The sequence below is a fragment of the Leeuwenhoekiella sp. LLG6367-2.1 genome (genome assembly GCF_045055775.1).
GTDB classification, from domain to species: domain Bacteria; phylum Bacteroidota; class Bacteroidia; order Flavobacteriales; family Flavobacteriaceae; genus Leeuwenhoekiella; species Leeuwenhoekiella aequorea.
Map to the genome: position 1 here is coordinate 1,320,739 of NZ_CP159331.1, position 22,532 is coordinate 1,343,270.

The following is a 22,532-nucleotide window of genomic DNA, read 5'->3' on the forward strand; positions in this document are numbered from 1 at the left end:
ATGTGAAAAAGCTAGGCTTTGCGTAACAAAATACTAACAGCATTGCCCCCAAAACCTACAGCATTTACTAATATATTATTTATTCGCTTAGGTTTAACCTGTGGTGATATGAAAGGCACTTCCTCATATTCTTGTGATTGCAGCATCTTTATAGCCAGATCGAGATTCAAAAGTCCACTAGCACCAAAGGTGTGTCCTATCTTCCATTTATTTGTTGTTAATAACGGAAGCTTATCTTTAAATATCTTCTGAATCGCCTTGTATTCTGAAGTGTCTCCCAGCTGTGTGCCAGGCGCGTGCATTACAATTGCATCTACCTCATTTAGCCTTCCTTCAAAATCACTTCCTTGAAAACTGGCTTTAGCATCCTCAATAGCCATTTTCATAGACTTTTGAAAGCAGGTAGCTTCCGCAGAAATAGATACCGCGTGCTTTAATTTTTCGGTTGCATAACCTACTCCTACTACGTAAGCTAAAGCTGTTGGTTTAATTCCAATTTCTAAACATACTGAAGCTGCTCCTTCTCCTAAAACCATCGTATTTTCAGCCTTATCCAGATCTAATGCAAGACATGGATACAAGGAATCATTTTCTGCTCGACTATAGGTTTTCATCGCCCGCATTTGTGCAATTGTAAATGGAGTTAATGCGGCTTCACTACCTCCTACCATAAACTTATCGCACATACCCGACTGTAACCAGGCAACCCCGTTAAGCAAAGAATGCAATGCAGTAGAACAGGTTATAGAATGTGAAATATCTGGACCCTCATTTTGTAAATCCTGAGCAACCCAAGAGGAGATATTACCTAAAGTAGTTGTAGGAGAAGCTAGTGTTTCACTCTTTCCATTTTCTAAGAAAGCACTATAGAATTTTTCAAAAAGCTGTGTGGCTCCTCTTGAAGACCCAATATTTATTCCAAAATCATTACTAAAATCCCATCCTGCAGATGCAATTGCTTTTCTTGATACATAAATCGCATATAATACAGATGCATCTAAGGCTAGATAATTGCGATTTTCTTCACGTATCTCTTCTATAAGCTGTAGAACATCTGCCGGCAATTTACCCACCCATGCGTTTAAACTGCTATCAAACGATAAGTTATGATCTCCCTTATTTCCTAACAGTGACGTGTCTGCACCTGTTGCAGATATCGCAGAGATCCCCGTAATGGCAATTACTTGTTTCAATTTTATAAATTTTGATGAAAATTAGTTTTTCAACTATATTTCTAATAGTCGCAAAATTACCATATCACTTAATCAGAATAGCAAAAAATCAAGTTTTAAAAGATTTACTTAGATTCGTAGCATCATTAACACAGATTTTATGAACGAACTTAAAAAGGAAGAGCGCAGCTGGTGGTCACGCAACTGGAAATGGGTTGTACCTACCGGCGGGTGTTTAACGCTAATAATTTTAGGTGTAATTCTCTTGGGAAGTGCCATTTTTGGATTTGTAAATAAAGTGCAAAGTAGTAGCGGTGGAGATGCTGCATTTGAAATTGTCAAAAACAACCCCGCTATAATTGAAGCACTTGGAGAACCCATTGAAAAGGACGGATTTGGGAGCTTCCATGTGAATTACGAGAATGGCGCTAAAACTGCAGAAGCTAGTTTCCCAATTAAAGGCCCCAAGGGATCTGCTGATGTTGAAATAAAATCCTCTGGTGATGGAGAGACTCTAAATTATGAGCTATTTCAAGTGACTATTGAGCATACTTCTCAAATTATAGACTTGAGAGAAAACCAACTTGAAAAAGCAGATTATTAAAACGTGTCTAATATTTTTTTAATAGCCGCATACACTTGATTCATTTGATCTTGCGTTGTGATATAAGGAGCTAAAATATAAATAGTTGCTCCTAATGGTCGTAAATAAACGCCTTCTGCCATACACGCCTCGTAAATGCGATAACGTAAATTCCCGTAACGCTCCATTTCTACGTCCAGTTCAAGGGCAAAAATCACACCTTGTTGACGGGTAACACGTACTTTAGGGTGATCTTTAATTGCATCAGAAAATGCGGCATGCCAGCTCTCAATTTCTTTTATTTTAGATTGAATTTCTTCTGAAGTAAGCAAATCTATTCCTGCAATTGCAGTTGCACACGCGATAGGATTTGCAGAGTACGTATGCGCATGAAACAAACCTTTGCTTATATTGTCATCATAAAATGCATCATATATTTCTTGAGTACAAGTTGTGATTCCCATAGGAACTAGGCCTGCTGTTAATGCTTTAGAAAGGCACATTACATCGGGTTTAATCTCTACATGATCTGAAGCGAAGAAGCTTCCGGTTTTTCCAAAACCCGTCATCACCTCATCAGCAACTGTGATTATCCCTAGTCTTTTACATTTTTCTAAAATAGGATTCAAATGTTCGGCTTTATACATTTTCATCCCTGCAGCACCTTGCACTAAGGGTTCGTAAATAAAACCGGCTAATGGAGTTTCCTGATGATATTTTTCTATCAGCTCAAGAATGTCACTACTGTTGTCGCCGTTAGGTAATGGAATACGCTTTACATCAATAAAAAATGCTTCAAACGGACCGTTGTATACTGAAAGTCCGCTTACAGACATTGCACCTAGCGTATCACCGTGGAAACCTTCTTCAAAAGCCAATAGTGTTTTTCGGTCGTTACCCGTATTGTGGTGGTACTGCAAAGCCATTTTTATACCAATCTCTGTTGAAGTCGATCCATTATCATTAAACATCAACTTCGCCTGATTGTTAGGCAATATAGCCATCAACTTTTCTGAAAGTTCTATAGCTGGTTCATGAGTAAAACCACTAAAAATAATCTGATCAAGTTGCTGCATTTGTTTATAAACACGATCGATTATAAAATCATTACAATGCCCATACATAGCCGTGTACCAAGAAGAAATAGCATCAATATATGCCTTACCATCTTCATCATACAACAAGGCTCCTTTTGCTTTAACAATAGGTTTTGACTCCGGATGCAGTTTATGTTGCGTTAAAGGGTGCCAAATGTGTTTTTTATCGCGTTCGATTAGATTCAAAATTCAAAGTTTAAAATTCGTACAAGCCTACTTACTCTTACTGCCTACTGTAAACTTTCCTTCAAAAGTTCTGCATATTCCTTAACCACCATTTTATCAAAATAAGGCTCTTCATCAATACGACCTAAGACTGGAACACCCGTCATTTTTGCAATTACAGTTTCTGTAGTAGGATGTTCTGCTCCGCTAAATAAAATTCCACAAACCGTTTTTCCGGCTTGTTTCAATTTATCGATTGTAAGCAATGTGTGATTAATACTTCCTAAATAATGTCTAGAAACTACAATCACCTTATCATCTGGTTCAATTAGATCAAGAATGGTCTCCGTTTCACTAATAGGAACTAACAAACCACCAGCTCCTTCTATCACTAAATTATTGATAGTTTCTGGTCGTTTAATTTCCGCAGAAGTGATATGAATCCCATCGATTGCAGCCGCAGCGTGCGGACTCATAGGTGTCTTTAAGCTAAAGGCGTTCTTATGAAAAACCGTCTTAGCGTTTGAGATAAATTCTTTAACCTTATGTGTATCTGAATAATCTAAATCTCCCGCTTGAATAGGCTTCCAGTAATCTGCCTCTAAAGCCTCAGTTACAATTGCCGAAGCTACTGTTTTTCCTACTTCGGTTGAAATCCCGGTTATAAAAAAGGTGTTTTTTGCCATAGTACTGCAAAGGTACTACGGGAAGATTAATCGGCAGAGAATCCCTTTAAAGATTTTGACAAGAGCTCGAGTACGTTTAGAATCTCATTTTGAGAATTATAGCTGTGTAAAGAAAAACGCAAGCGCTCTTGACCGGCTGAAATTGTAGGAGAAAGAATTGCTTTAACATCAAACCCGGCTTTTTTCAGCTGGAGTGAAATCCTTTTAACGGTCTCGTTTCCCGGAATGATCGCGCATTGTATTGCAGAGTCGCTCGAGATAAAATACGCTTGAAGGTTTTTATTTTTGACTTCTTCCCGGAAGAACTGAATGGTTACGTCGAGCCTAAGTATATCGGATTGAGGCATTTTAGCCTCACGCTCCATATGTTCATAAGAAGCTAAAATCGTAGCCACACTATGCGGTGGTAATCCTGTGGTATAAATTAAACTTCTGGCAAAATTAACGAGATAACTTTTTAATTGATTAGATCCTAAAATTGCTGCGCCGTGACATCCCATAGCCTTACCAAATGTTACAAGAATAGCAAATACGCGGTCTTGCAATCCTAGCTGATGAACTAATCCAAAATTAAAAACACCAAGTGCGTGTGCTTCATCAACAATAAAATTGGCTCCGTGCTTTTTGCTTAAATCTGCCATAGTTTGGAGGTTTGGACTGTCGCCGTCCATAGAAAACACCGATTCAGTGACCATATAAATTTCAAACTCAGCTGACTCTCCTGCGCTTCTCGACTGCGCTCGAAGTGACAGTTTTGCTTCTAGATCCTCCAAGTCATTATGCTTAAACTTGTAGGCTTTTGCATTACTCATTTGTATACCATCACGAATGCTGGCGTGAATAAATTCATCATATAGAATCACATCACCACGCTGTGGCACACTACTGAAAAAACCCACATTAGCATCGTAACCCGAATTGAAAATCAACGAAGCTTCAACTTGATGTATTTGTGCTATAAAATCTTCTGCTTGTCGGTATACCTTGTGATTACCAGAAAGTAACCGCGAACCGGTCGCACCGTTTTGTTGCAGCTGGTGCTCTTCTAAAATTTCGCTTGCTCGAAAAAATATTGTCTGATTTTTAGAATATCCCAGATAATCATTTGAAGAAAAATCTACATTTTCTCCAGATTCCTCCGAAAAAGAGGAGCCTAATTTACGTAACGCATTGGCTGCACTCCGCAGATCAAGTTTTGCCTGTAATTTTTTAGGTAGCATCACGTAAAGATACATCCTCATCCAAACCCTCCAAAGAAGGGTAGAAAGATATTTTAATTTTCAAAAAACTAAAAAAATTATTGTTTTTCAATAATTAAACTATATTCGTTATCGTAAAACGATAATATTCATATTATAAAAACTGAAAAAGTACTTTTTATTATAGCCGCTTCGGTGGTAATAATTTTTTCTTGAATGGCTTTTTTTGCTGATATAATAAGTATTGGTATAACACATTATTAAGATTTATGAATCTAAACAAACTTTTTAAACTACTTATTGATTTGGCTTTTTACCTGATGATTCCCATAGTGGTATTTTTTCCTGGAACTATTTTGTACATCCTGATTTTTCCTGAGCAAAGTATTATTAATGTAAATATTCCGTTTACTGAAGATGGTTTTGGAGGTAAAGCGCTCTTATTTATAATTCTATTTTTTGCGCTGTTCCTGCTATTTTTTGCAGGTTTTTACCATTTGAGAAAGTTTGCAGCCTTGCTGCTCAAAAACAAGCTCTTCTCTAAAGAAGTTATTGTAAGCACTAAAAAAGCCGGACAGTTTTTTACAGCTTGTGCATTGGGCTCGTTGGTTTTTATAGGAATCTATTCCTTGCTTACGATTAAAAGTAAATTCAGTATCACTTTTGGAACTTCAAATTTCAACCTTCTTTTTTTTCTTTTAATCGTAGGAGTACTCTTTCTACTCCTTAGCGACGCGTTTGCACGAGCGTTGAAACTGAAAGAGGAAAACGATTTAACCGTCTAGCTATGCCCATAATCATCAACTTAGATCAAGTTTTAGCAGACCGAAATATGAAAAGCAAAGAACTTGCAGAAATCGTGGGGATTACGGAGGCAAACCTTTCCATTTTAAAATCAGGTAAAGCCAAAGCAGTTCGGTTTTCTACCTTAGAAGCCATTTGCCAAGCTTTAGATTGTCAGCCCGGGGATATTATAGCCTTTTCCTCCCCTAACCCCTCCAAAGGAGGGGAATAGAAATAGGCAGGTTTCTAGTACCCATTTGCATTTGTTTAATTATTTTTAATGCAAATAGTACTTTATGAAACTTTGGATTGCCTTCCTTCTTGTAAGCCTATCACTTCAGGCACAAACTAACACCTATACAATTTCTTTTGACAATGCAGTTCACCACGAGGCCGTGGTACAGGTTACCTTTCCGCAGGTAAAATCTAAAAAGCTGCGTGTACAAATGAGTAGGTCTTCACCGGGACGTTATGCAATTCACGAATTTGCTAAAAATGTATATGGTTTTAAAGCTACAAATGAAGCAGGCGAAACACTTGAAATAAAGCGAGAAAATCCTTACTCGTGGGAGATCACAAACACAGACGGAACTATTAATATAGAATACATTCTTTTTGCCAATCGTGCTGACGGAACCTATTCTCAAATTGACGAAACGCATGCACATTTGAATATGCCAGCAACATTTATCTATGCTGAAAGCTTACAGGAACGCCCAATAGAAATCACCTTTAATACACGCAAAGACCTAAATTGGAAAGTTGCCACACAGCTTAAACATACACAAGGCACAACTTTCACATCACCTAATCTCTATTATTTTTTAGATAGTCCCACCGAAATAAGCGACTACAAACTACGTGAATTTAAAGTAGATGACCAGAATATACGATTCGTATTACACGATCCGGGAACAGAAGCTGAATTTGATAAATACTGGGAGAAAGTTCAAAAAATTGTGTTGCAAGAAAAAGCGGTTTTTGGAGCATTGCCTATCTATGATTTTGGTGAATATACCTTTTTAGCCTGCTATATGCCTAATGTCTCAGGGGATGGGATGGAGCATCGCAACAGCACCATTCTTACAGACACAGAGACACTTGCTAATGGCGGAATGAAAGGCAATATAGGCACGGTTTCTCACGAGTATTTTCACAGCTGGAATGTAGAGCGTATACGCCCCGCAGATCTTGAGCCGTTTAAATTTGATCGTGCTAATATGAGTAATTCGCTATGGTTTGCAGAAGGCTTTACAAGTTACTACACCAACCTTATTTTAGAACGTGCAGGAATTATTACTGCAGAAGAGTATGTTAAAGGTCTCAATGGCACGTTTAATTATGTTTGGAATTCTCCTGCATTACAGTTTTTTAACCCTATTGAAATGAGTAATCAGGCGCCGTTTGTAGATGCTGCAACAGCGGTGGACCCTGTAAATCGCAAGAATATGTTTATTTCGTATTATTCCTACGGAAGTGTTCTGGGTCTTGCTCTAGATCTTAGCTTACGCGAAAAAAACTTGAGTCTTGATGATTTTATGAAACTGATGTGGTCTACCTACGGGACGAATGAAGTAGGCTACGAAGTGAGTGATATTGAAAAAACATTATCTACTTATGCGGGTAAGGAATTTTCAGAAGACTTTTTTAACAACTATATCTATGCTAGTCAAATGCCGGATTATGAAACGCTTTTTGAACAGGTAGGTCTTACTATGAAACGAGACTCTTCTAAGGCGGTTTTTGGGGCCACTTTGCGCAACACTGAAAATGGTGTTGAAATCGTAAGAAATACTACGATAGGCAGTCCGGCTTATTTAGCAGGGTTAGATAATGGAGATATTATTACATCAGTTAATGGAACCGCTGTAAATGATAAGGAAACCTTCAACAATATGATTGATTCTAAAAATGTAGGAGACAAAATAACAATCGAATACGTGGGCTTTGGGAAATTAAAAACCACTACCGCGATTCTTTTAGCAGATCCTACTTATCACATTACTGTTGATAAGGATGTGAAGAAAACGATTTTAAAAGCGAGAGAATCTTGGTTATCTAAAAAATAACTACTTATTTAATAAAATCAGGATTTTTAGGATCTGATGCATCCCAGATTGCAAGTTTTAAAGTTTCAGCTAAGTATTGAGCCTCTACAAGCGCTTTGTTATGCAACTGAAAATTATCAAATTTGATGTGTCTTGAATTTGAAAACCAGATATTAACTTCATAGATTTCTTTAGAATTCTTAAATATTCCTATCATTTTGAGCTGTTCATAATGTGTCCAGCGACCCCAATGAAAAGGTCCTATGAAATATTGAACTTTATATTTTTTAGAAGAATTTATAAATATTATGCGCTTGCGTTTAGCTAAATAGGATCCAATTGCAAAAACGAAAACTCCAGCTAGTAGTATATTTTTAAGCTCTTTTCCCCACATTACAAAATCCTGCTTACTACTTAAATCATAACCTGACGCAAATGTTATATGATAACTACGAAAGATTAAAAATAGAAAAGCTGTAAAAAAGAGTGCCGCTATACATTTAATAACAAGGGAGCGATCTGTTTGATTTACAATTAGTTTTTGGGAAGATTCCATAACACTAAAATAAAAAAAACGCTTAATCTTTAGATTAAGCGTTTTTCTTTTATGTGTATGTCAAACTAGTATTTAGTCTGCTAATACAATTACTCTGTTATCTTTCATCTCTACAGTACCTGAGCTAATAGCAAGAACAAATTCGCCAGCTTCTTTTCCGGCTGTAAATTGTTTTTTAGCTTTCTCTGAAAGAGTTGCTCCTTTTACCTTGATTACTCCTTTTTCTAGAAGAGCAACTATAGGGGCATGATTATCTAAAATCTGAAAACCTCCATCAACTCCGGGAAGAGTAACTGATGTTGCTTCTCCGCTATATAAAGTAGCTTCAGGACTTACTATTTCTAAATGCATAATATGTTCATTTATCTTTTCCGCCAAAGCGAAAAACTATTCAAATCAATACTTAGATTTCTGCTTTCACAGAAAAGAAATCAATAGCCTATTAAGCTTCAGAAAGCATTTTCTCACCAGCTTCAATCGCTTCTTCGATAGTACCTTTAAGGTTAAAAGCTGCTTCTGGAAGGTGGTCTAACTCACCATCCATAATCATATTAAATCCTTTTATAGTCTCTTTAATATCTACTAAAACTCCTGGTATACCTGTAAATTGTTCTGCTACGTGAAAAGGCTGAGATAAGAAACGTTGTACGCGACGTGCACGACCAACAGCTAATTTATCTTCTTCAGATAATTCTTCCATACCTAAGATGGCAATAATATCTTGAAGTTCTTTATAACGCTGTAATAACTCTTTTACATTTTGAGCACAGTTATAATGCTCATCACCTAAAATAGCTGAAGAAAGGATACGTGAAGTTGAATCTAGAGGATCAACCGCAGGATAAATACCTAATTCTGCAATTTTACGAGAAAGTACAGTCGTAGCATCTAAGTGAGCAAAGGTTGTAGCCGGTGCCGGGTCAGTAAGGTCATCTGCAGGTACATAAACCGCCTGTACAGATGTAATAGAACCTCTTTTTGTAGAAGTAATACGCTCTTGCATCGCACCCATTTCTGTTGCTAATGTAGGCTGGTAACCTACCGCAGATGGCATACGACCTAAAAGAGCAGATACTTCAGATCCCGCTTGTGTAAATCGGAAAATGTTATCTACGAAGAAAAGAACATCTTTACCTTGACCTTCTCCTGCTCCATCACGGAAATATTCAGCAATTGTTAATCCTGAAAGTGCCACACGAGCACGCGCCCCTGGAGGCTCATTCATCTGACCGAAAACAAAAGTAGCTTTAGAGCCTTTCATCGCCTCTTTATCTACTTTAGTTAGATCCCAACCACCATCTTCCATAGAGTGCATAAAGTCTTCACCGTATTTTATAATACCAGACTCTAACATCTCACGTAGTAAATCGTTACCCTCACGAGTACGCTCACCTACTCCGGCGAATACAGAAAGACCACCATGTCCTTTTGCAATATTGTTAATCAACTCCTGAATCAATACCGTTTTACCTACTCCAGCACCACCAAAAAGACCAATCTTACCACCTTTTGCATAAGGCTCAATAAGGTCAATTACTTTAATACCTGTAAATAAAACTTCTGTAGAAGTTGATAAATCTTCAAATTTTGGTGCTTCACGGTGAATAGGAAGACCTGCATTTCCAGATTTTGGAAGGTTACCTATACCATCAATAGCATCACCAATTACATTAAATAATCTTCCGTAGATATCATCACCTATCGGCATTTGTATAGGCGAACCTGTAGCGACTACATCTGTACCTCTGCTCAAACCATCTGCAGAATCCATAGCGATAGTTCTAACTGTGTTCTCACCTACGTGTGATTGCACTTCAAGTACCAGAAGACTTCCGTCTGCTCTAGTGATTTCTAATGAATCATAAATTTTTGGAAGATCTGCAATGCTTGCAAATTCCACATCTACAACAGGGCCGATAATTTGGGAAACTTTACCTGTAACGTTTGACATTCTTAACTATTTAATGTTTAGCAAAATATGTAGTTGAAAAAAAATTCAGCGCTTAAAATCACCTGTTTTTTTTCGTCGTGCAAAGATAGTTTTTAATATTAAAAAAACTAACCCTCTTTAGTTGAAATTACTGTGTAGATTTTTTTTTCATTTATTTACCTCCTAAAAAACAAAAACCTCCTTAAATAAGGAGGTTTTTGTTTTTAGATTTAATGCGCATATCACCGCACACATAAAGTTTATTCTACCGTAACAGATTTAGCAAGATTACGGGGTTGATCTACATTCTTATTCAACATAACTGCAATGTGATAGGAAAGCAATTGAAGCGGAATAGTTGTAAGTAAAGGCGACATAGAATCCATTATTTCTGGAACCTCAATAACATAATCTGCAAGATCACGCACAGTAACATCTCCTTTTGTAACTATACCTATGATTTTACCTTTTCTACTTTTTATCTCTTGTATATTACTTACTATCTTGTCATAATGACCGCGGCGAGTAGCTATAACTACGACGGGCATTTGCTCATCGATAAGTGCAATAGGACCATGTTTCATTTCTGCTGCCGGATATCCTTCTGCATGAATATAGGAAATCTCTTTTAGTTTTAAAGCACCTTCTAAGGCTACAGGGAAATTAAACCCGCGACCTAAGTATAAAAAGTTAGCTGCGTCTTTGTATACTTCGGCGATTTTCTTTGCCTGCTCATTACTTTGCAATGCTTCTTCAACTTTTTGAGGAACAAGATCGAGCTCTTCAAGATGCATATGAAAGTCTGACGTTGAAATTTTGCCTTTAGCCTTTGCTATTTTTAAACCTAGCAACGTAAGTACAGTAATTTGTGTGGTAAATGCTTTTGTTGATGCAACACCTATTTCTGGGCCTGCGTGCGTATAGGCACCAGCATGAGCTTCTCTTGATATAGAAGAACCCACCACATTACAAACACCAAAAACAAATGCTCCCTGCTCTTTAGCAAGTTTCATAGCTGCCATGGTATCTGCTGTTTCCCCACTTTGAGAAATTGCTATTACAATGTCTCCTTTTTCGACAACCGGATTACGGTATCTAAATTCTGATGCATATTCTACTTCTACAGGAATACGCACTAATTCTTCAATGATATATTCTGCAACTAATCCTGCGTGCCAAGAGGTTCCGCAGGCTAAAATTACCAGCCTTTTTGCATTGATAAATTTATCAATATGATCATCTACGCCGGCCATTTTTATAATACCCTCTTTAACACGCATACGTCCTCTAAATGTATCACGTATGGCTTGAGGTTGTTCATAAATTTCCTTAAGCATAAAATGCTCATACCCGCCCTTTTCAATTTGCTCAAGATTTAATTTTAATTCCTGAATGTAAGGAGCGGTAATTAAGGCATCATCTTTAATACTGAAAACCTTTATTTTTTTATCTAAACGCACAATCGCCATCTCACCATCTTCCAGGTATAGCGCGTTTGTGGTATATTCTATAAAAGGAGATGCGTCTGATGCAATAAAAAATTCTCCCTCGCCAATACCTATGGCTAATGGGCTGCCTAATCTTGCAACTACAATCTCGTTAGGTTTTTTCTTGTCAAATACAGCTATGGCATAGGCACCCACTGTTTGATTGAGTGCAACTTGCACTGCTTTACCTAATTTTAATCCTTGATTTATTTGAACATCTTCTATAAGATTTACTAAAACTTCTGTGTCTGTATCAGACTCAAATGTAAATCCGCGATTTGTAAGTTCTTTTTTAATAGCATCATAATTTTCAATGATTCCATTATGAATAATTACAAGATCACCAGAATTTGAATAGTGAGGATGTGAATTTACGTCATTGGGTACACCGTGAGTTGCCCAGCGTGTATGTCCTATTCCCAGATTACCTGCTGTATTTATAGAACTTTCAACCTTATTTTTTAAATCTTCAACCTTACCTTTTGTCTTGCAAAGCTGTATAGACTCTCCATCGTATATCGCAACACCGGCACTATCATAACCTCTATATTCTAATCGCTGTAATCCTTTCATCACGATAGGATATGCCTGACGGTGACCAATATAACCTACAATTCCGCACATAGTATTTTATTAATTAGAAGCTTCTGAGTAGAATATTTTCAATTTTAAGCGTTGTGCATCTGGTACCGAAGCATTACTACCATACAGAATTGTTCCTTTTTGAGAAACCACAGATGCATAAGGCACTCTACTCGGGTAATCTGTCGTAGACTTGTTCTGTATCTTACCAGTACTTATTACAGCGGGGTTTTGACTCACAACAATTCCTAATTTTGTATTAGGACTATCGTTTTCAGTATTCAGAAGGTTCTTAATATACTCTGTAACTCTAATTTTATAACTAATCCCAAGACCCGTTTCCGTTTTTGTCAAAGGACCTAAATGTGTTGTTCCTACCGCAGTAATAGCTCCTGTGCTCGTAATGTTTGCATCTAGTGAAAGATCTATTAAAGGTTGATTTGTTTCTAAATCATAGATATAAATACGATCTGGCTCAGATATAGCCGAAGTAGCTAATTCTGCAATACTTGGCTGATCTACAAAAAATTCCAAATTAGCTTCACGAATTAATCTGTTCTTTGAGCGCAAATCTGCTAATTCCTCTGGAATCCCATCGTTATCTGCATCATCGCCAAATAATTCTATAACAGCCATACTTCCCTGACCGCCCTTTAAATATAAACGCTCATCACCTTCAGTCGTATTCACATTGGCTAAACGATCTGTTACTGAAGTATTAAAATTGTTATCTAGATTTATCGCAGAATTTCCTCCAAAGCCTAACGTCACACTACTTTGCACTCTAGAATCATCTGCTCCAGATTTATAATAAATTACAACCGAAGTATTTGCTTTATCGTAAAGGAAATAATTACCTGTTCCTCCTATAGGCGCTGCTTCAAAATAAATTCCTCTAAAATAATTTCTGAATGAATTCTGGTTGAAAAGCACATCCTGACCTTCTTTAGCAAAAATTGCATTTTGCCAATACGCAGAATTTGCACCTGTCGCAAGTTGGTCTAACCTAAATCGCAATCGAGGTGAGTTTGTTGTTGCCACAGGATCTTGACTTTCGGCAGTAGCATCTGCAGGTACAGTGGTAATTACGGGTGCATTAGAAGGCAAAACTTCTCTTTCAAAAAGAAGATCTCCACGCACTCCATTAAAATTAGGAATGTCATTAGAATAATAAACCGCAGCATCTGTAAAGTCTGGCGGCGCATTATCTCTAAGTAAATAATTAGATCTGTAAGCCGTTAATTTAATAGGATTTGAACCATAAACTGAATCTAAAGTAAATTCTGTCTCGCCGTCACTATTTGTAGATTGTGTACTAAAATAAGGCATTGTAAAAACTATAGAGTCTATTACAGGATTTGTACCATATGTAGTATTGTATGTCGCTAAACCTACCTGACTTAAGCTCGAAGCAGTAGTTGTGCCGTACAGTGGATCGTTATAATATCCTAAAACTCCAACACTAATCCCATTTGTCTGAACACCATTTATATTAGCAAATTGCTCGTTATAAGCAATAACATTATATGTATCTACATCTGACGTAAAATTGCTAGAATCAACTAATCCCTCTCCTATTTCTAAAAAATCATCTTCACAAGAAGCAGCAACAAAAAGAACAGTTAGTATTCCTAATGTTCTTATTAACAACGCGTTTAATTTCATTTATTTTTATTTAATCTAAAACCTTAGTCGTGTAGAATTCCTCATAAGCCTGAGCGAACTCTTCTTTTTTCTTATAGGGTAATACAGGTATTTTTGTAGTATTTAAATATCCTGAAAGCTCTTCATCTAAATCTGACGATCCAATAATTGCAGCATCAGAATTTTTTATAGCCACCTTCATAAGGTTAGAATACGTAGGCTCTTCTAATTCTGAAATATCTCCTTTATCAATTCCGTCAAAAGCAATTTTATCAATCAGTTGCTTATTAAGCGTATCATCAAAGCCTTTATTGTAAACCGAAGTAACTATTTTACTTTGTTTAAATAGAGGTTCACTTGCATAATATTTCTTCAGATAAAGCGGAAGCAATGAAGCTAACCAGCCATGAACGTGAATGATATCTGGAGCCCAGTTTAATTTCTTCACAGTCTCAACCACTCCCTTTGCAAAAAAGATTGCACGTTCATCATTATCTGCGAATAAGTTTCCATCTTCGTCTGTAAACGTCGCTTTACGCTTAAAGTATTCTTCATTATCAATAAAGTACACCTGAATACGCTCTTTAGGGATAGAAGCTACTTTAATTATAAGCGGCATATCAAAATCATTAATAACGAGATTCATTCCAGAAAGTCTAATTACCTCATGTAATTGATGACGTCTTTCATTGATATTTCCGTATCGAGGCATAAAAATTCTTATTTGACCTCCCTTACTATTAACCATTTGAGGTACCTCAAAAGACATAGACGCAATCTCTGTCTCTGGCAAATAAGGTATAACTTCAGATGATACGTATAATATCCTCTTATTTTTCATATGTGTGCTTCTAAGTTTCTGTTAAGGCTAAAAAACACGCAAAATTACGAAATTTTATGCAGATTGCCAGTAATATAGTAATTTTGCCGCCTGTTAAATTAATCCCCATGCACGTATTTACTAATAGACCAGAAATTTCTAACGCTGTTGCAGCGCATAAAGAAAATGGTTTAAAAATAGGGTTTGTACCCACTATGGGAGCTCTGCATCGGGGCCATGCCAGCCTCTTTAATTTTGCTCTAAAAAGCTGCGATATTGTTGTTGTAAGTATTTTTGTAAACCCTACTCAATTCAATAATATTCAGGATTTAAAGACGTATCCCAGAGATCTTCAGGCAGATTTAGAGCTACTAGAAAACATTAACCCTAATCTTCTGGTATTTGCTCCTAGCACTCAAACAATTTATGGCTCAAAAGTAGAGTCGATTGATTACAATTTTGACGGACTTGATAAAGTTATGGAGGGTGCTTTCAGACCTGGACATTTTGAAGGTGTAGCCACAGTTTTAAAATATCTTTTTGAGATTGTTCAACCCGATTTTGCATTTTTTGGAGAGAAAGACTACCAACAACTACAAATTGTAAACAAATTAGTCTCTATAGAAAACCTACCTGTAAAAGTTGTAGGATGCCCTATAAGCCGTCACGATGATGGTCTTGCAGAAAGTTCCCGCAATATGCGCCTGACTCAGAAACATCGCCAGGTTGCTCCTTTTATTTATAACACCTTGCTGAAAGCAAAAGAACTGTTTAACGACAAACCTATTGCAGATGTTCATCAGTTTGTTATCGATGCTTTTAAAGATAACAAACTACTGAAATTAGAATATTTTGAAATCGCAAATGCCTCAACATTAGAGCATACGACTATAAAAGACACCAATGAAACGCACCGTGCCTTTATAGCTGTTTTTGCTGATGACGTGCGTCTTATTGATAATATTGCCCTAAATTAAAAACCCTTATTTTTACACCATGTTAGTTAACGTTGTAAAGTCAAAAATTCACCGCGTAAAAGTTACCGGAGCAGAATTACATTATATAGGAAGCATTACGATAGATGAAGATCTTATGGATGCTGCCGGTGTAATTGAAGGAGAACGTCTCCAGATTGTGAATGTAACAAACGGCGAGCGCTTAGAAACTTACGCAATCCCTGGGCCACGCAGTAGTGGTGAGATAACACTCAACGGTGCAGCAGCACGCAAGGTTGCAAAAGGAGACATTTTAATTCTTATCGCTTATGCTTTTATGGAATTAAACGAAGCCAAAGCATTTAAGCCTTCTCTAGTTTTCCCTAATGAGGATACAAATCTGCTTAAATAACCTTGAGCAAGAAAAAACTTATAAAAGTTCTCAAAATATTAATACCCCTAGGGTTAGGAGTATTTTTGATTTACTATTCTTTAAGCTCAGCAACACCAGAAGAACGCACTACACTCTGGTTAAATATTAAAAAAGCAGACCCAACATACATATTCTTATCTTTAATATTTGGCGTTTTAAGTCATTTTTCGAGAGCATATAGATGGCAATTTTTGTTAGAACCTATGGGATATTCCCCAAAGCTTTCTAATAGATTTATGGCTGTAATGGCTGCTTATTTAGCAAACTTAGGAATACCTAGAAGCGGCGAGTTTTTAAGGGGCGCATTATTGACGACATACGAAGATGTCCCTTTTGAAAAGGGGTTTGGAACTATAATTTCAGAACGCATCGCAGATTTTCTGATGCTTTTACTTGTAGTTGCGATAGCTGTTTTGATGCAAACAGATATGCTTCTAACCTATCTAAAAGAACAAAATATAAATCCGCTTTATACTATTGTATTTCTAGCCCTCATAGTAGGTGCCATATACCTTGGTTTTAGAATAGTAAAAAATGCCAGATCTGGTTTCTTTCTGAAAATAAGAAAATTTATGAATGGGCTCTTAGAAGGTATGAAGAGTATCTTACATATGAAACACAAGATTGCCTTCATTGCTCATACCTTATTTATTTGGCTGATGTACATTCTTATGTTTTGGGTAATAAAATTCACAATCCCAGAAATTGCAATCGCTAATCTTGGTATCATTCTCGCTGCATTTGTAATAGGATCATTTTCAATATCTGTTACTAACGGTGGAATAGGCGTTTACCCGATAACAATAGGTGCACTTTTTGTATTTTTTGGATTCAGTAAGGAAGGTGGAGAGGCATTTGGATGGATTATTTGGGGCTCACAAACTCTTTTAGTGGTAATACTTGGTGCTCTGTCATTTATTTTGCTACCCGTATTAAACCGAAGCAAATAAACCCACACGTTACATTTAGGCTGTATATTCATATTATGGTTAAATTCACATAACCAAATAACCTCCTACTATGAAAAAAACACTACTCTTACTCGTACTGTTCACCAGCTTTCTCGATGCGCAAGTGATATATGAGACTGTACCTTCACTAAATTTAAGTGAACCCAGACAAGTAAAAATTCAGTTACCACGTAATTATGACTCGAACAAAGACAAAGACTACCCGGTCATAGTTGTTCTGGATGCAGATTATCTTTTTGAACCAGTTGCCGGTAATGTAGATTATTATAGCTACTGGGAAGATATGCCTCAAGCTATCGTAGTAGGCATAATGCAACCTGATCGCATGGCAGACACCCAGTACGATGAAACCAATTTTTTACCCGTTGGGCAAGGAAAGCTATTCTTTGATTTTATAGGAAGCGAACTTTTTCCGTGGTTGAGCAAAAAATACCGGCTTGCACCTTTCAATCTTATTATAGGTCACGATGCAACAGCAGGGTTTGCGAACTATTTTTTAATGAAAAATCCGCCGTTATTTAATGCCTATGTATCTTTGAGTCCAGATCTGGCCCCTCAAATGAGCGAACGCCTTACAGATATTTTACAGCGTACAGATAATAAAATATTTTATTATCAAGCTACAGGATCGCAAGATATTACTCCACTTAGAAATGCAACCTTAGCCCTTAATACTTCGGTTGAGAACATAGAGAATTCTAATATTAACTATTATTTTGACAATTTTGAAGAGGCAACTCACTACACACTTGTAGGAAGAGGAATTCCGAGTGCCTTAGAACAGATATTCTCAATTTACAGACCTATTACAAAAAAAGAGTTTGAAGAACAGGTATTAATTGCAGAATCGCCTTACGCGTATCTTATTGAAAAATATGAGATTATTGAAAATCTTTTCGGTATGAATGATAGAATCCGCATTAATGATTTTATTGCTATAGCAGCAGCTTTAGAAAAAAAATCTGACTGGGAAGGTTTTGAAGATCTCGGAAAATTAGCCCGTAAAGAATATCCTGAAACTGTACTTGGTTCTTATTATTTAGGTAAATCCTACGAAGGCAAAGGAGATACTAAAAAAGCGATGCGCACATATGAAAGTGCTCTCGTATTAAAAAGCGCAGGCGACATTGATAAAGATGTTTTAATGGCCCGAGCGCAACGTATAAAAGATGATTTTGGATACTAATGGCAAAGACTAAAACAACATTTTTCTGTCAAAACTGCGGAGCTCAATTTGCAAAATGGCAAGGGCAGTGTACTTCTTGTAAAGAATGGAATACAATTGCAGAAGAAGTAATACAAAAAGCCGAAAAATCGAGCTGGAAGGTAGAAACTCCCACTACTAAACGTGTTGCTAAAGCACAGCGTATTCAGGAAATTGATACAACTGCTGAAGCACGTCTGAATACTAAAAACAACGAATTGAATCGGGTGTTAGGAGGCGGACTCGTGCCCGGATCTTTAACACTTTTAGGTGGTGAGCCAGGAATAGGTAAGAGTACATTGATGTTACAAATCGCATTGATGCTACCCTATAAAACGCTGTATGTTTCTGGAGAAGAAAGTGCACAGCAAATAAAAATGCGAGCAGAACGAATAAATTCTAACGCTCAAAACTGCCTCATTTTAACCGAAACTAAGACGCAGAATATCTTTAAGCAAATTGAAGCTGTAGAACCAGATATCGTAATTATAGATTCAATTCAAACACTCCATACAGATTATGTAGAGAGCGGAGCCGGCAGTATTTCTCAAATACGAGAAACCACTACCGAACTCATCAAATTTGCTAAAGAAACGGCCACACCGGTAATTTTAATTGGTCACATTACCAAAGACGGTAATATTGCTGGCCCAAAAATTCTGGAGCATATGGTTGACACTGTATTGCAATTTGAAGGCGATCGCAATCACGTATATCGGATTCTAAGAGCACATAAAAACCGTTTTGGATCTACTAACGAACTGGGGATATATGAAATGCAAGGCAGCGGTTTACGCGAAGTTTCTAACCCATCTGAAATTCTTATTTCAAAGAATGACGAAGAACTTAGCGGTACAGCTATAGCTGCTACTTTAGAAGGAATGCGCCCGTTAATGATTGAAATACAAGCATTAGTTAGCACAGCGGTTTACGGTACACCACAACGAAGCGCAACGGGTTATAATGCAAAACGACTGAATATGATTCTTGCAGTGCTTGAAAAGCGCGCAGGTTTTCGATTAGGAGCAAAAGATGTTTTCTTAAATATCACTGGCGGAATTAGTGTTGATGATACCGCAATAGATCTTGCGGTAGTCGCAGCTATCTTATCGAGTAATGAGGACATTGCCGTAGCAAAAGACATCTGCTTCGCTGCAGAGGTGGGTCTCGCCGGTGAAATTCGTCCCGTAACACGTGTAGAACAACGCATTCTTGAAGCAGAAAAATTAGGCTTCGGAACAATTATGGTTTCTAAATATTGCAAAATACCCGATGCAAATTATGGAATCACCATTATAAAAGTTGCCAAGATGAATGACGTGGTGGAGTGGTTATTTGGGTAAAAAAACCTATAATAACACTCAATATCGCCCACATTTTGAGATTACTTAATATAAAAACACCCGATAGATTTTAAAATCTATCGGGTGTTTTAGTTTATAATTTCCGCTTTGCGAAAACTTATCCTTTCGAAACCGCACTTAAATACTCACGGTTTAGACGCGCAATATTTTCTAAAGAAATTCCTTTAGGGCATTCAATCTCGCACGCTCCAGTATTTGTACAGTTACCAAAACCTTCTAAGTCCATCTGGCGCACCATATTTTCAACACGTTCTGTAGCTTCAACTTCCCCTTGCGGCAACAATGCGAACTGAGAAACTTTTGCAGAGGTAAATAGCATCGCACTTGCATTTTTACAAGCAGCAACACACGCTCCACAACCTATACAAGTTGCAGCATAGAAAGCATCATCTGCCTTTTGCTTTTCAATAGGAATTGCGTTTGCATCAACCGTATTTCCTGAAGTATTTACAGAAATATAACCACCAGCTTGTTGAATACGATCAAACGAAGAACGGTCTACAATAAGGTCTGTAACAACAGGAAATGCAGTAGCTCTAAATGGCTCTATTACAATTGTATCGCCATCGTTAAACTTACGCATATGTAATTGACAAGTAGTTACTAAACGATCTGGACCGTGTGGTTCACCATTAATTTGTAATGAACAGCTCCCACAAATCCCTTCTCTACAATCGTGATCAAACTCAACAGGGATTTCACCTTTGTTAATTAGATCTTCATTAAGAACGTCTAGCATTTCTAAAAAAGACATATCCCCATCAATACCATCTATCTGATAGGTCTTCATTGCCCCTTTAGTCTTAGCGTTTTCTTGACGCCATATTTTGAGTGTTAACTTCATAGTAAAAGTTATCTTTTAATTATTATTTGTAAGAACGGGTTTTCACTTCGATATTCTCGAAAGTCAACTCTTCTTTATGCAATTTTGCTTCTCGTGGATTTGCATTATACTCCCACGCAGACACAAAACTAAAATTCTCATCATCTCTTAATGCTTCTCCTTCTGGAGTTTGATACTCTTCTCTAAAGTGACCTCCACAAGATTCATTTCTTGTTAAAGCATCTTTAGCAAAAAGCTCTCCTAGCTCTAAGAAATCTGCTACTCTTCCGGCTTTTTCTAACTCCCCGTTTTTAGACTCCATAGTTCCGGTAACTTTTACATTAGCCCAGAAATCTGCTCTTAACTCTGCAATCTCATCCATTGCTTCTTCAAGCTCTTTAGCATTACGAGCCATTCCGCATTTATTCCACATAATTTTACCTAACTTCTTGTGGTAATAATCAACCGAATGTTTCCCGCTACCATTCATTAGCTTCATCATACGATCGCGCACCTCTTTCTCTGCCTGATCAAACTCTGGCGAATCTGTAGGTATTTTGCCCGTACGTATATCTTTAGAAAGGTAATCTCCTATCGTATACGGCAATACAAAATAACCATCTGCAAGACCTTGCATCAATGCCGAAGCACCTAGGCGGTTAGCACCGTGATCTGAGAAATTTGCCTCACCCGCAGCATAACATCCCGGTATCGTAGTTTGTAAGTTATAATCTACCCAAAGACCTCCCATTGTATAATGCACAGCAGGATAAATCATCATTGGAGTTTTATACGGATCTTCATCTACGATCTTCTCGTACATTTGAAATAAGTTACCGTACTTATTCTCAACTACATTCTTTCCGTAGTCATATATTTCTTGATCTGTAGGATTATGGTTACCGCTAATTAGCGCTTCCTCTTTTCCGTAGCGCATTATTGCACTCTTAAAATCAAGGTAAACTGCTTCTCCTGTTTTGTTAACACCATAACCAGCATCACATCGCTCTTTAGCAGCTCTAGATGCTACATCACGAGGCACTAGGTTACCAAATGCCGGATAACGACGCTCTAGATAATAATCTCTTTCTTCTTCAGAAAGATCTGTAGGTTTCTTTTTACCTTCTCTAATAGCAATCGCATCTTCTTTTTTCTTCGGAACCCAAATACGCCCATCATTACGTAATGACTCTGACATCAAGGTTAACTTAGACTGGTGATCTCCCGATACCGGAATACACGTAGGATGAATTTGCGTATAGCAAGGGTTAGCGAAGTACGCACCGCGACGGTGTGCTCTCCAAGCAGCCATTACGTTACTTCCCATCGCATTTGTAGAAAGGAAAAATACATTCCCGTAACCACCACTAGCTAAAACTACTGCGTGTGCAGAATGTCTTTCTATCTCTCCTGTTACGAGGTCTCTGGCAATAATACCTCTTGCTTTACCATCAACCAGCACAAGATCTAACATCTCGTGACGGTTATATGGTGTGATTTTACCACGGTTGATTTGACGGTTCATCGCAGAATAAGCTCCTAAAAGCAATTGCTGCCCCGTTTGACCTTTAGCATAAAAAGTTCTTGATACTAGAACTCCACCAAAAGAACGGTTATCTAAAAGTCCGCCATATTCACGTGCAAAAGGAACCCCTTGTGCAACGCACTGGTCAATTATATTTCCTGAAACTTCAGCAAGACGATAAACGTTTGCTTCTCGAGATCGGTAATCACCACCTTTAACAGTATCGTAAAACAAGCGGTAGTTAGAATCACCATCTCCCTGATAATTTTTTGCAGCGTTAATACCTCCTTGCGCAGCAATAGAATGCGCACGACGAGGAGAATCTTGATAGCAAAATGTTTTTACGTTATAACCTAATTCTGCCAAAGTAGCAGCAGCACTACCACCTGCAAGACCTGTACCTACAACGATAACATCTATGTTACGCTTATTTGCAGGGTTAACCAGGTTAATATCATTTTTATGTTGAGTCCACTTATCTGCAAGTGGGCCTTCTGGTATATTTGATTTTAATTCTGACATTGT

21 protein-coding genes are annotated in these 22,532 nt (G+C 37.4%); 9 read left to right on the top strand and 12 right to left on the bottom strand.

Annotation, left to right across the window (positions count from 1 at the left end):
* Positions 1-11: 11 nt before the first annotated feature.
* Positions 12-1,193 carry a beta-ketoacyl synthase N-terminal-like domain-containing protein gene (locus tag ABVM53_RS06025; RefSeq protein WP_405330455.1) on the bottom strand — a complete coding sequence of 394 codons (1,182 nt, stop codon included), beginning with the start codon at positions 1,191-1,193 and terminating at the stop codon, positions 12-14.
* A gap of 139 nt (positions 1,194-1,332) precedes the next feature.
* Here ABVM53_RS06025 and ABVM53_RS06030 point away from each other — a divergent pair, with 139 nt between their 5' ends.
* Complete coding sequence (locus ABVM53_RS06030; RefSeq protein ID WP_405330457.1) at positions 1,333-1,776, top strand: cytochrome c oxidase assembly factor Coa1 family protein; 444 nt, start codon at positions 1,333-1,335, stop codon at positions 1,774-1,776.
* Here the strand turns inward: ABVM53_RS06030 and bioA are convergent.
* Genes bioA through ABVM53_RS06045 form a run of 3 tightly spaced genes read right to left on the bottom strand, consistent with a single transcriptional unit; the run spans position 1,773 to position 4,923 of the window.
* Positions 1,773-3,038 carry an adenosylmethionine--8-amino-7-oxononanoate transaminase gene (gene bioA, locus ABVM53_RS06035; protein WP_405330459.1) on the bottom strand — a complete coding sequence of 422 codons (1,266 nt, stop codon included), beginning with the start codon at positions 3,036-3,038 and terminating at the stop codon, positions 1,773-1,775. The genes ABVM53_RS06030 and bioA overlap by 4 nt on opposite strands.
* A 44-nt stretch (positions 3,039-3,082) precedes the next feature.
* Complete coding sequence (gene bioD, locus ABVM53_RS06040) at positions 3,083-3,703, bottom strand: dethiobiotin synthase (protein ID WP_405330461.1); 621 nt, start codon at positions 3,701-3,703, stop codon at positions 3,083-3,085.
* Positions 3,704-3,729: 26 nt separating this feature from the next.
* Entirely contained in the window at positions 3,730-4,923 is a 1,194-nt protein-coding gene (locus ABVM53_RS06045; protein ID WP_405330463.1) for an aminotransferase class I/II-fold pyridoxal phosphate-dependent enzyme, read from the bottom strand.
* Between the two features lie 248 nt (positions 4,924-5,171).
* Between ABVM53_RS06045 and ABVM53_RS06050 the strand changes: the two genes are divergently transcribed.
* The 3 genes from ABVM53_RS06050 to ABVM53_RS06060 all read left to right on the top strand — a co-directional run bounded on the left by ABVM53_RS06050 (position 5,172) and on the right by ABVM53_RS06060 (position 7,754).
* The gene (locus tag ABVM53_RS06050; RefSeq protein WP_405330465.1) at positions 5,172-5,687 is read left to right on the top strand and encodes a DUF2975 domain-containing protein; all 516 of its coding nucleotides are present in this window, start codon (positions 5,172-5,174) and stop codon (positions 5,685-5,687) included.
* A 2-nt stretch (positions 5,688-5,689) separates the two neighbouring features.
* Positions 5,690-5,917, top strand: coding sequence for a helix-turn-helix domain-containing protein (locus ABVM53_RS06055; protein ID WP_405330466.1), 228 nt, complete (start codon positions 5,690-5,692; stop codon positions 5,915-5,917).
* Positions 5,918-5,981: 64 nt separating this feature from the next.
* Positions 5,982-7,754 carry a M61 family metallopeptidase gene (locus ABVM53_RS06060; protein ID WP_405330468.1) on the top strand — a complete coding sequence of 591 codons (1,773 nt, stop codon included), beginning with the start codon at positions 5,982-5,984 and terminating at the stop codon, positions 7,752-7,754.
* 4 nt (positions 7,755-7,758) lie between these two features.
* Here the strand turns inward: ABVM53_RS06060 and ABVM53_RS06065 are convergent, their stop codons facing one another.
* From ABVM53_RS06065 to ABVM53_RS06090, 6 genes are all read right to left on the bottom strand, one after another.
* Positions 7,759-8,289 carry a hypothetical protein gene (locus ABVM53_RS06065; protein ID WP_405330470.1) on the bottom strand — a complete coding sequence of 177 codons (531 nt, stop codon included), beginning with the start codon at positions 8,287-8,289 and terminating at the stop codon, positions 7,759-7,761.
* A 72-nt stretch (positions 8,290-8,361) separates the two neighbouring features.
* Positions 8,362-8,640 (bottom strand): F0F1 ATP synthase subunit epsilon, encoded by a 279-nt coding sequence (locus ABVM53_RS06070; protein ID WP_128757995.1) that lies wholly within the window; start codon positions 8,638-8,640, stop codon positions 8,362-8,364.
* Positions 8,641-8,731: 91 nt separating this feature from the next.
* Positions 8,732-10,240 (bottom strand): F0F1 ATP synthase subunit beta, encoded by a 1,509-nt coding sequence (gene atpD, locus ABVM53_RS06075; protein WP_128757996.1) that lies wholly within the window; start codon positions 10,238-10,240, stop codon positions 8,732-8,734.
* 239 nt (positions 10,241-10,479) lie between these two features.
* On the bottom strand, positions 10,480-12,330 hold the full coding sequence (glmS, locus tag ABVM53_RS06080) for a glutamine--fructose-6-phosphate transaminase (isomerizing) (RefSeq protein WP_405330472.1): 1,851 nt from the start codon (positions 12,328-12,330) through the stop codon (positions 10,480-10,482).
* A 9-nt stretch (positions 12,331-12,339) separates the two neighbouring features.
* Positions 12,340-13,953 (bottom strand): DUF4270 domain-containing protein, encoded by a 1,614-nt coding sequence (locus ABVM53_RS06085; RefSeq protein ID WP_405330474.1) that lies wholly within the window; start codon positions 13,951-13,953, stop codon positions 12,340-12,342.
* 10 nt (positions 13,954-13,963) lie between these two features.
* Positions 13,964-14,773 (bottom strand): glycogen/starch synthase, encoded by an 810-nt coding sequence (locus tag ABVM53_RS06090; RefSeq protein ID WP_405330476.1) that lies wholly within the window; start codon positions 14,771-14,773, stop codon positions 13,964-13,966.
* 107 nt (positions 14,774-14,880) lie between these two features.
* On the opposite strand from ABVM53_RS06090, the gene panC reads away from it, so the two are divergent.
* From panC to radA, 5 genes are all read left to right on the top strand, one after another.
* The gene (gene panC / locus ABVM53_RS06095; protein ID WP_405330478.1) at positions 14,881-15,729 is read left to right on the top strand and encodes a pantoate--beta-alanine ligase; all 849 of its coding nucleotides are present in this window, start codon (positions 14,881-14,883) and stop codon (positions 15,727-15,729) included.
* Between the two features lie 19 nt (positions 15,730-15,748).
* Entirely contained in the window at positions 15,749-16,099 is a 351-nt protein-coding gene (gene panD, locus ABVM53_RS06100) for an aspartate 1-decarboxylase (RefSeq protein ID WP_405330480.1), read from the top strand.
* A 2-nt stretch (positions 16,100-16,101) separates the two neighbouring features.
* Positions 16,102-17,070: a YbhN family protein gene (locus tag ABVM53_RS06105; RefSeq protein WP_405330482.1), complete on the top strand. Its 969-nt coding sequence runs from the start codon at positions 16,102-16,104 to the stop codon at positions 17,068-17,070.
* A 70-nt stretch (positions 17,071-17,140) separates the two neighbouring features.
* Positions 17,141-18,277: an alpha/beta hydrolase gene (locus tag ABVM53_RS06110; RefSeq protein WP_405330484.1), complete on the top strand. Its 1,137-nt coding sequence runs from the start codon at positions 17,141-17,143 to the stop codon at positions 18,275-18,277.
* Positions 18,277-19,638: a DNA repair protein RadA gene (gene radA / locus ABVM53_RS06115; RefSeq protein ID WP_128758004.1), complete on the top strand. Its 1,362-nt coding sequence runs from the start codon at positions 18,277-18,279 to the stop codon at positions 19,636-19,638. The genes ABVM53_RS06110 and radA overlap by 1 nt, the downstream gene beginning before the upstream one ends.
* Positions 19,639-19,756: 118 nt before the next feature.
* Here the strand turns inward: radA and ABVM53_RS06120 are convergent, their stop codons facing one another.
* Together ABVM53_RS06120 and ABVM53_RS06125 are read right to left on the bottom strand one after the other, a co-directional pair.
* Entirely contained in the window at positions 19,757-20,503 is a 747-nt protein-coding gene (locus ABVM53_RS06120) for a succinate dehydrogenase/fumarate reductase iron-sulfur subunit (RefSeq protein ID WP_371455647.1), read from the bottom strand.
* Between the two features lie 22 nt (positions 20,504-20,525).
* On the bottom strand, positions 20,526-22,529 hold the full coding sequence (locus ABVM53_RS06125; protein WP_405330486.1) for a fumarate reductase/succinate dehydrogenase flavoprotein subunit: 2,004 nt from the start codon (positions 22,527-22,529) through the stop codon (positions 20,526-20,528).
* Positions 22,530-22,532: the final 3 nt, after the last annotated feature.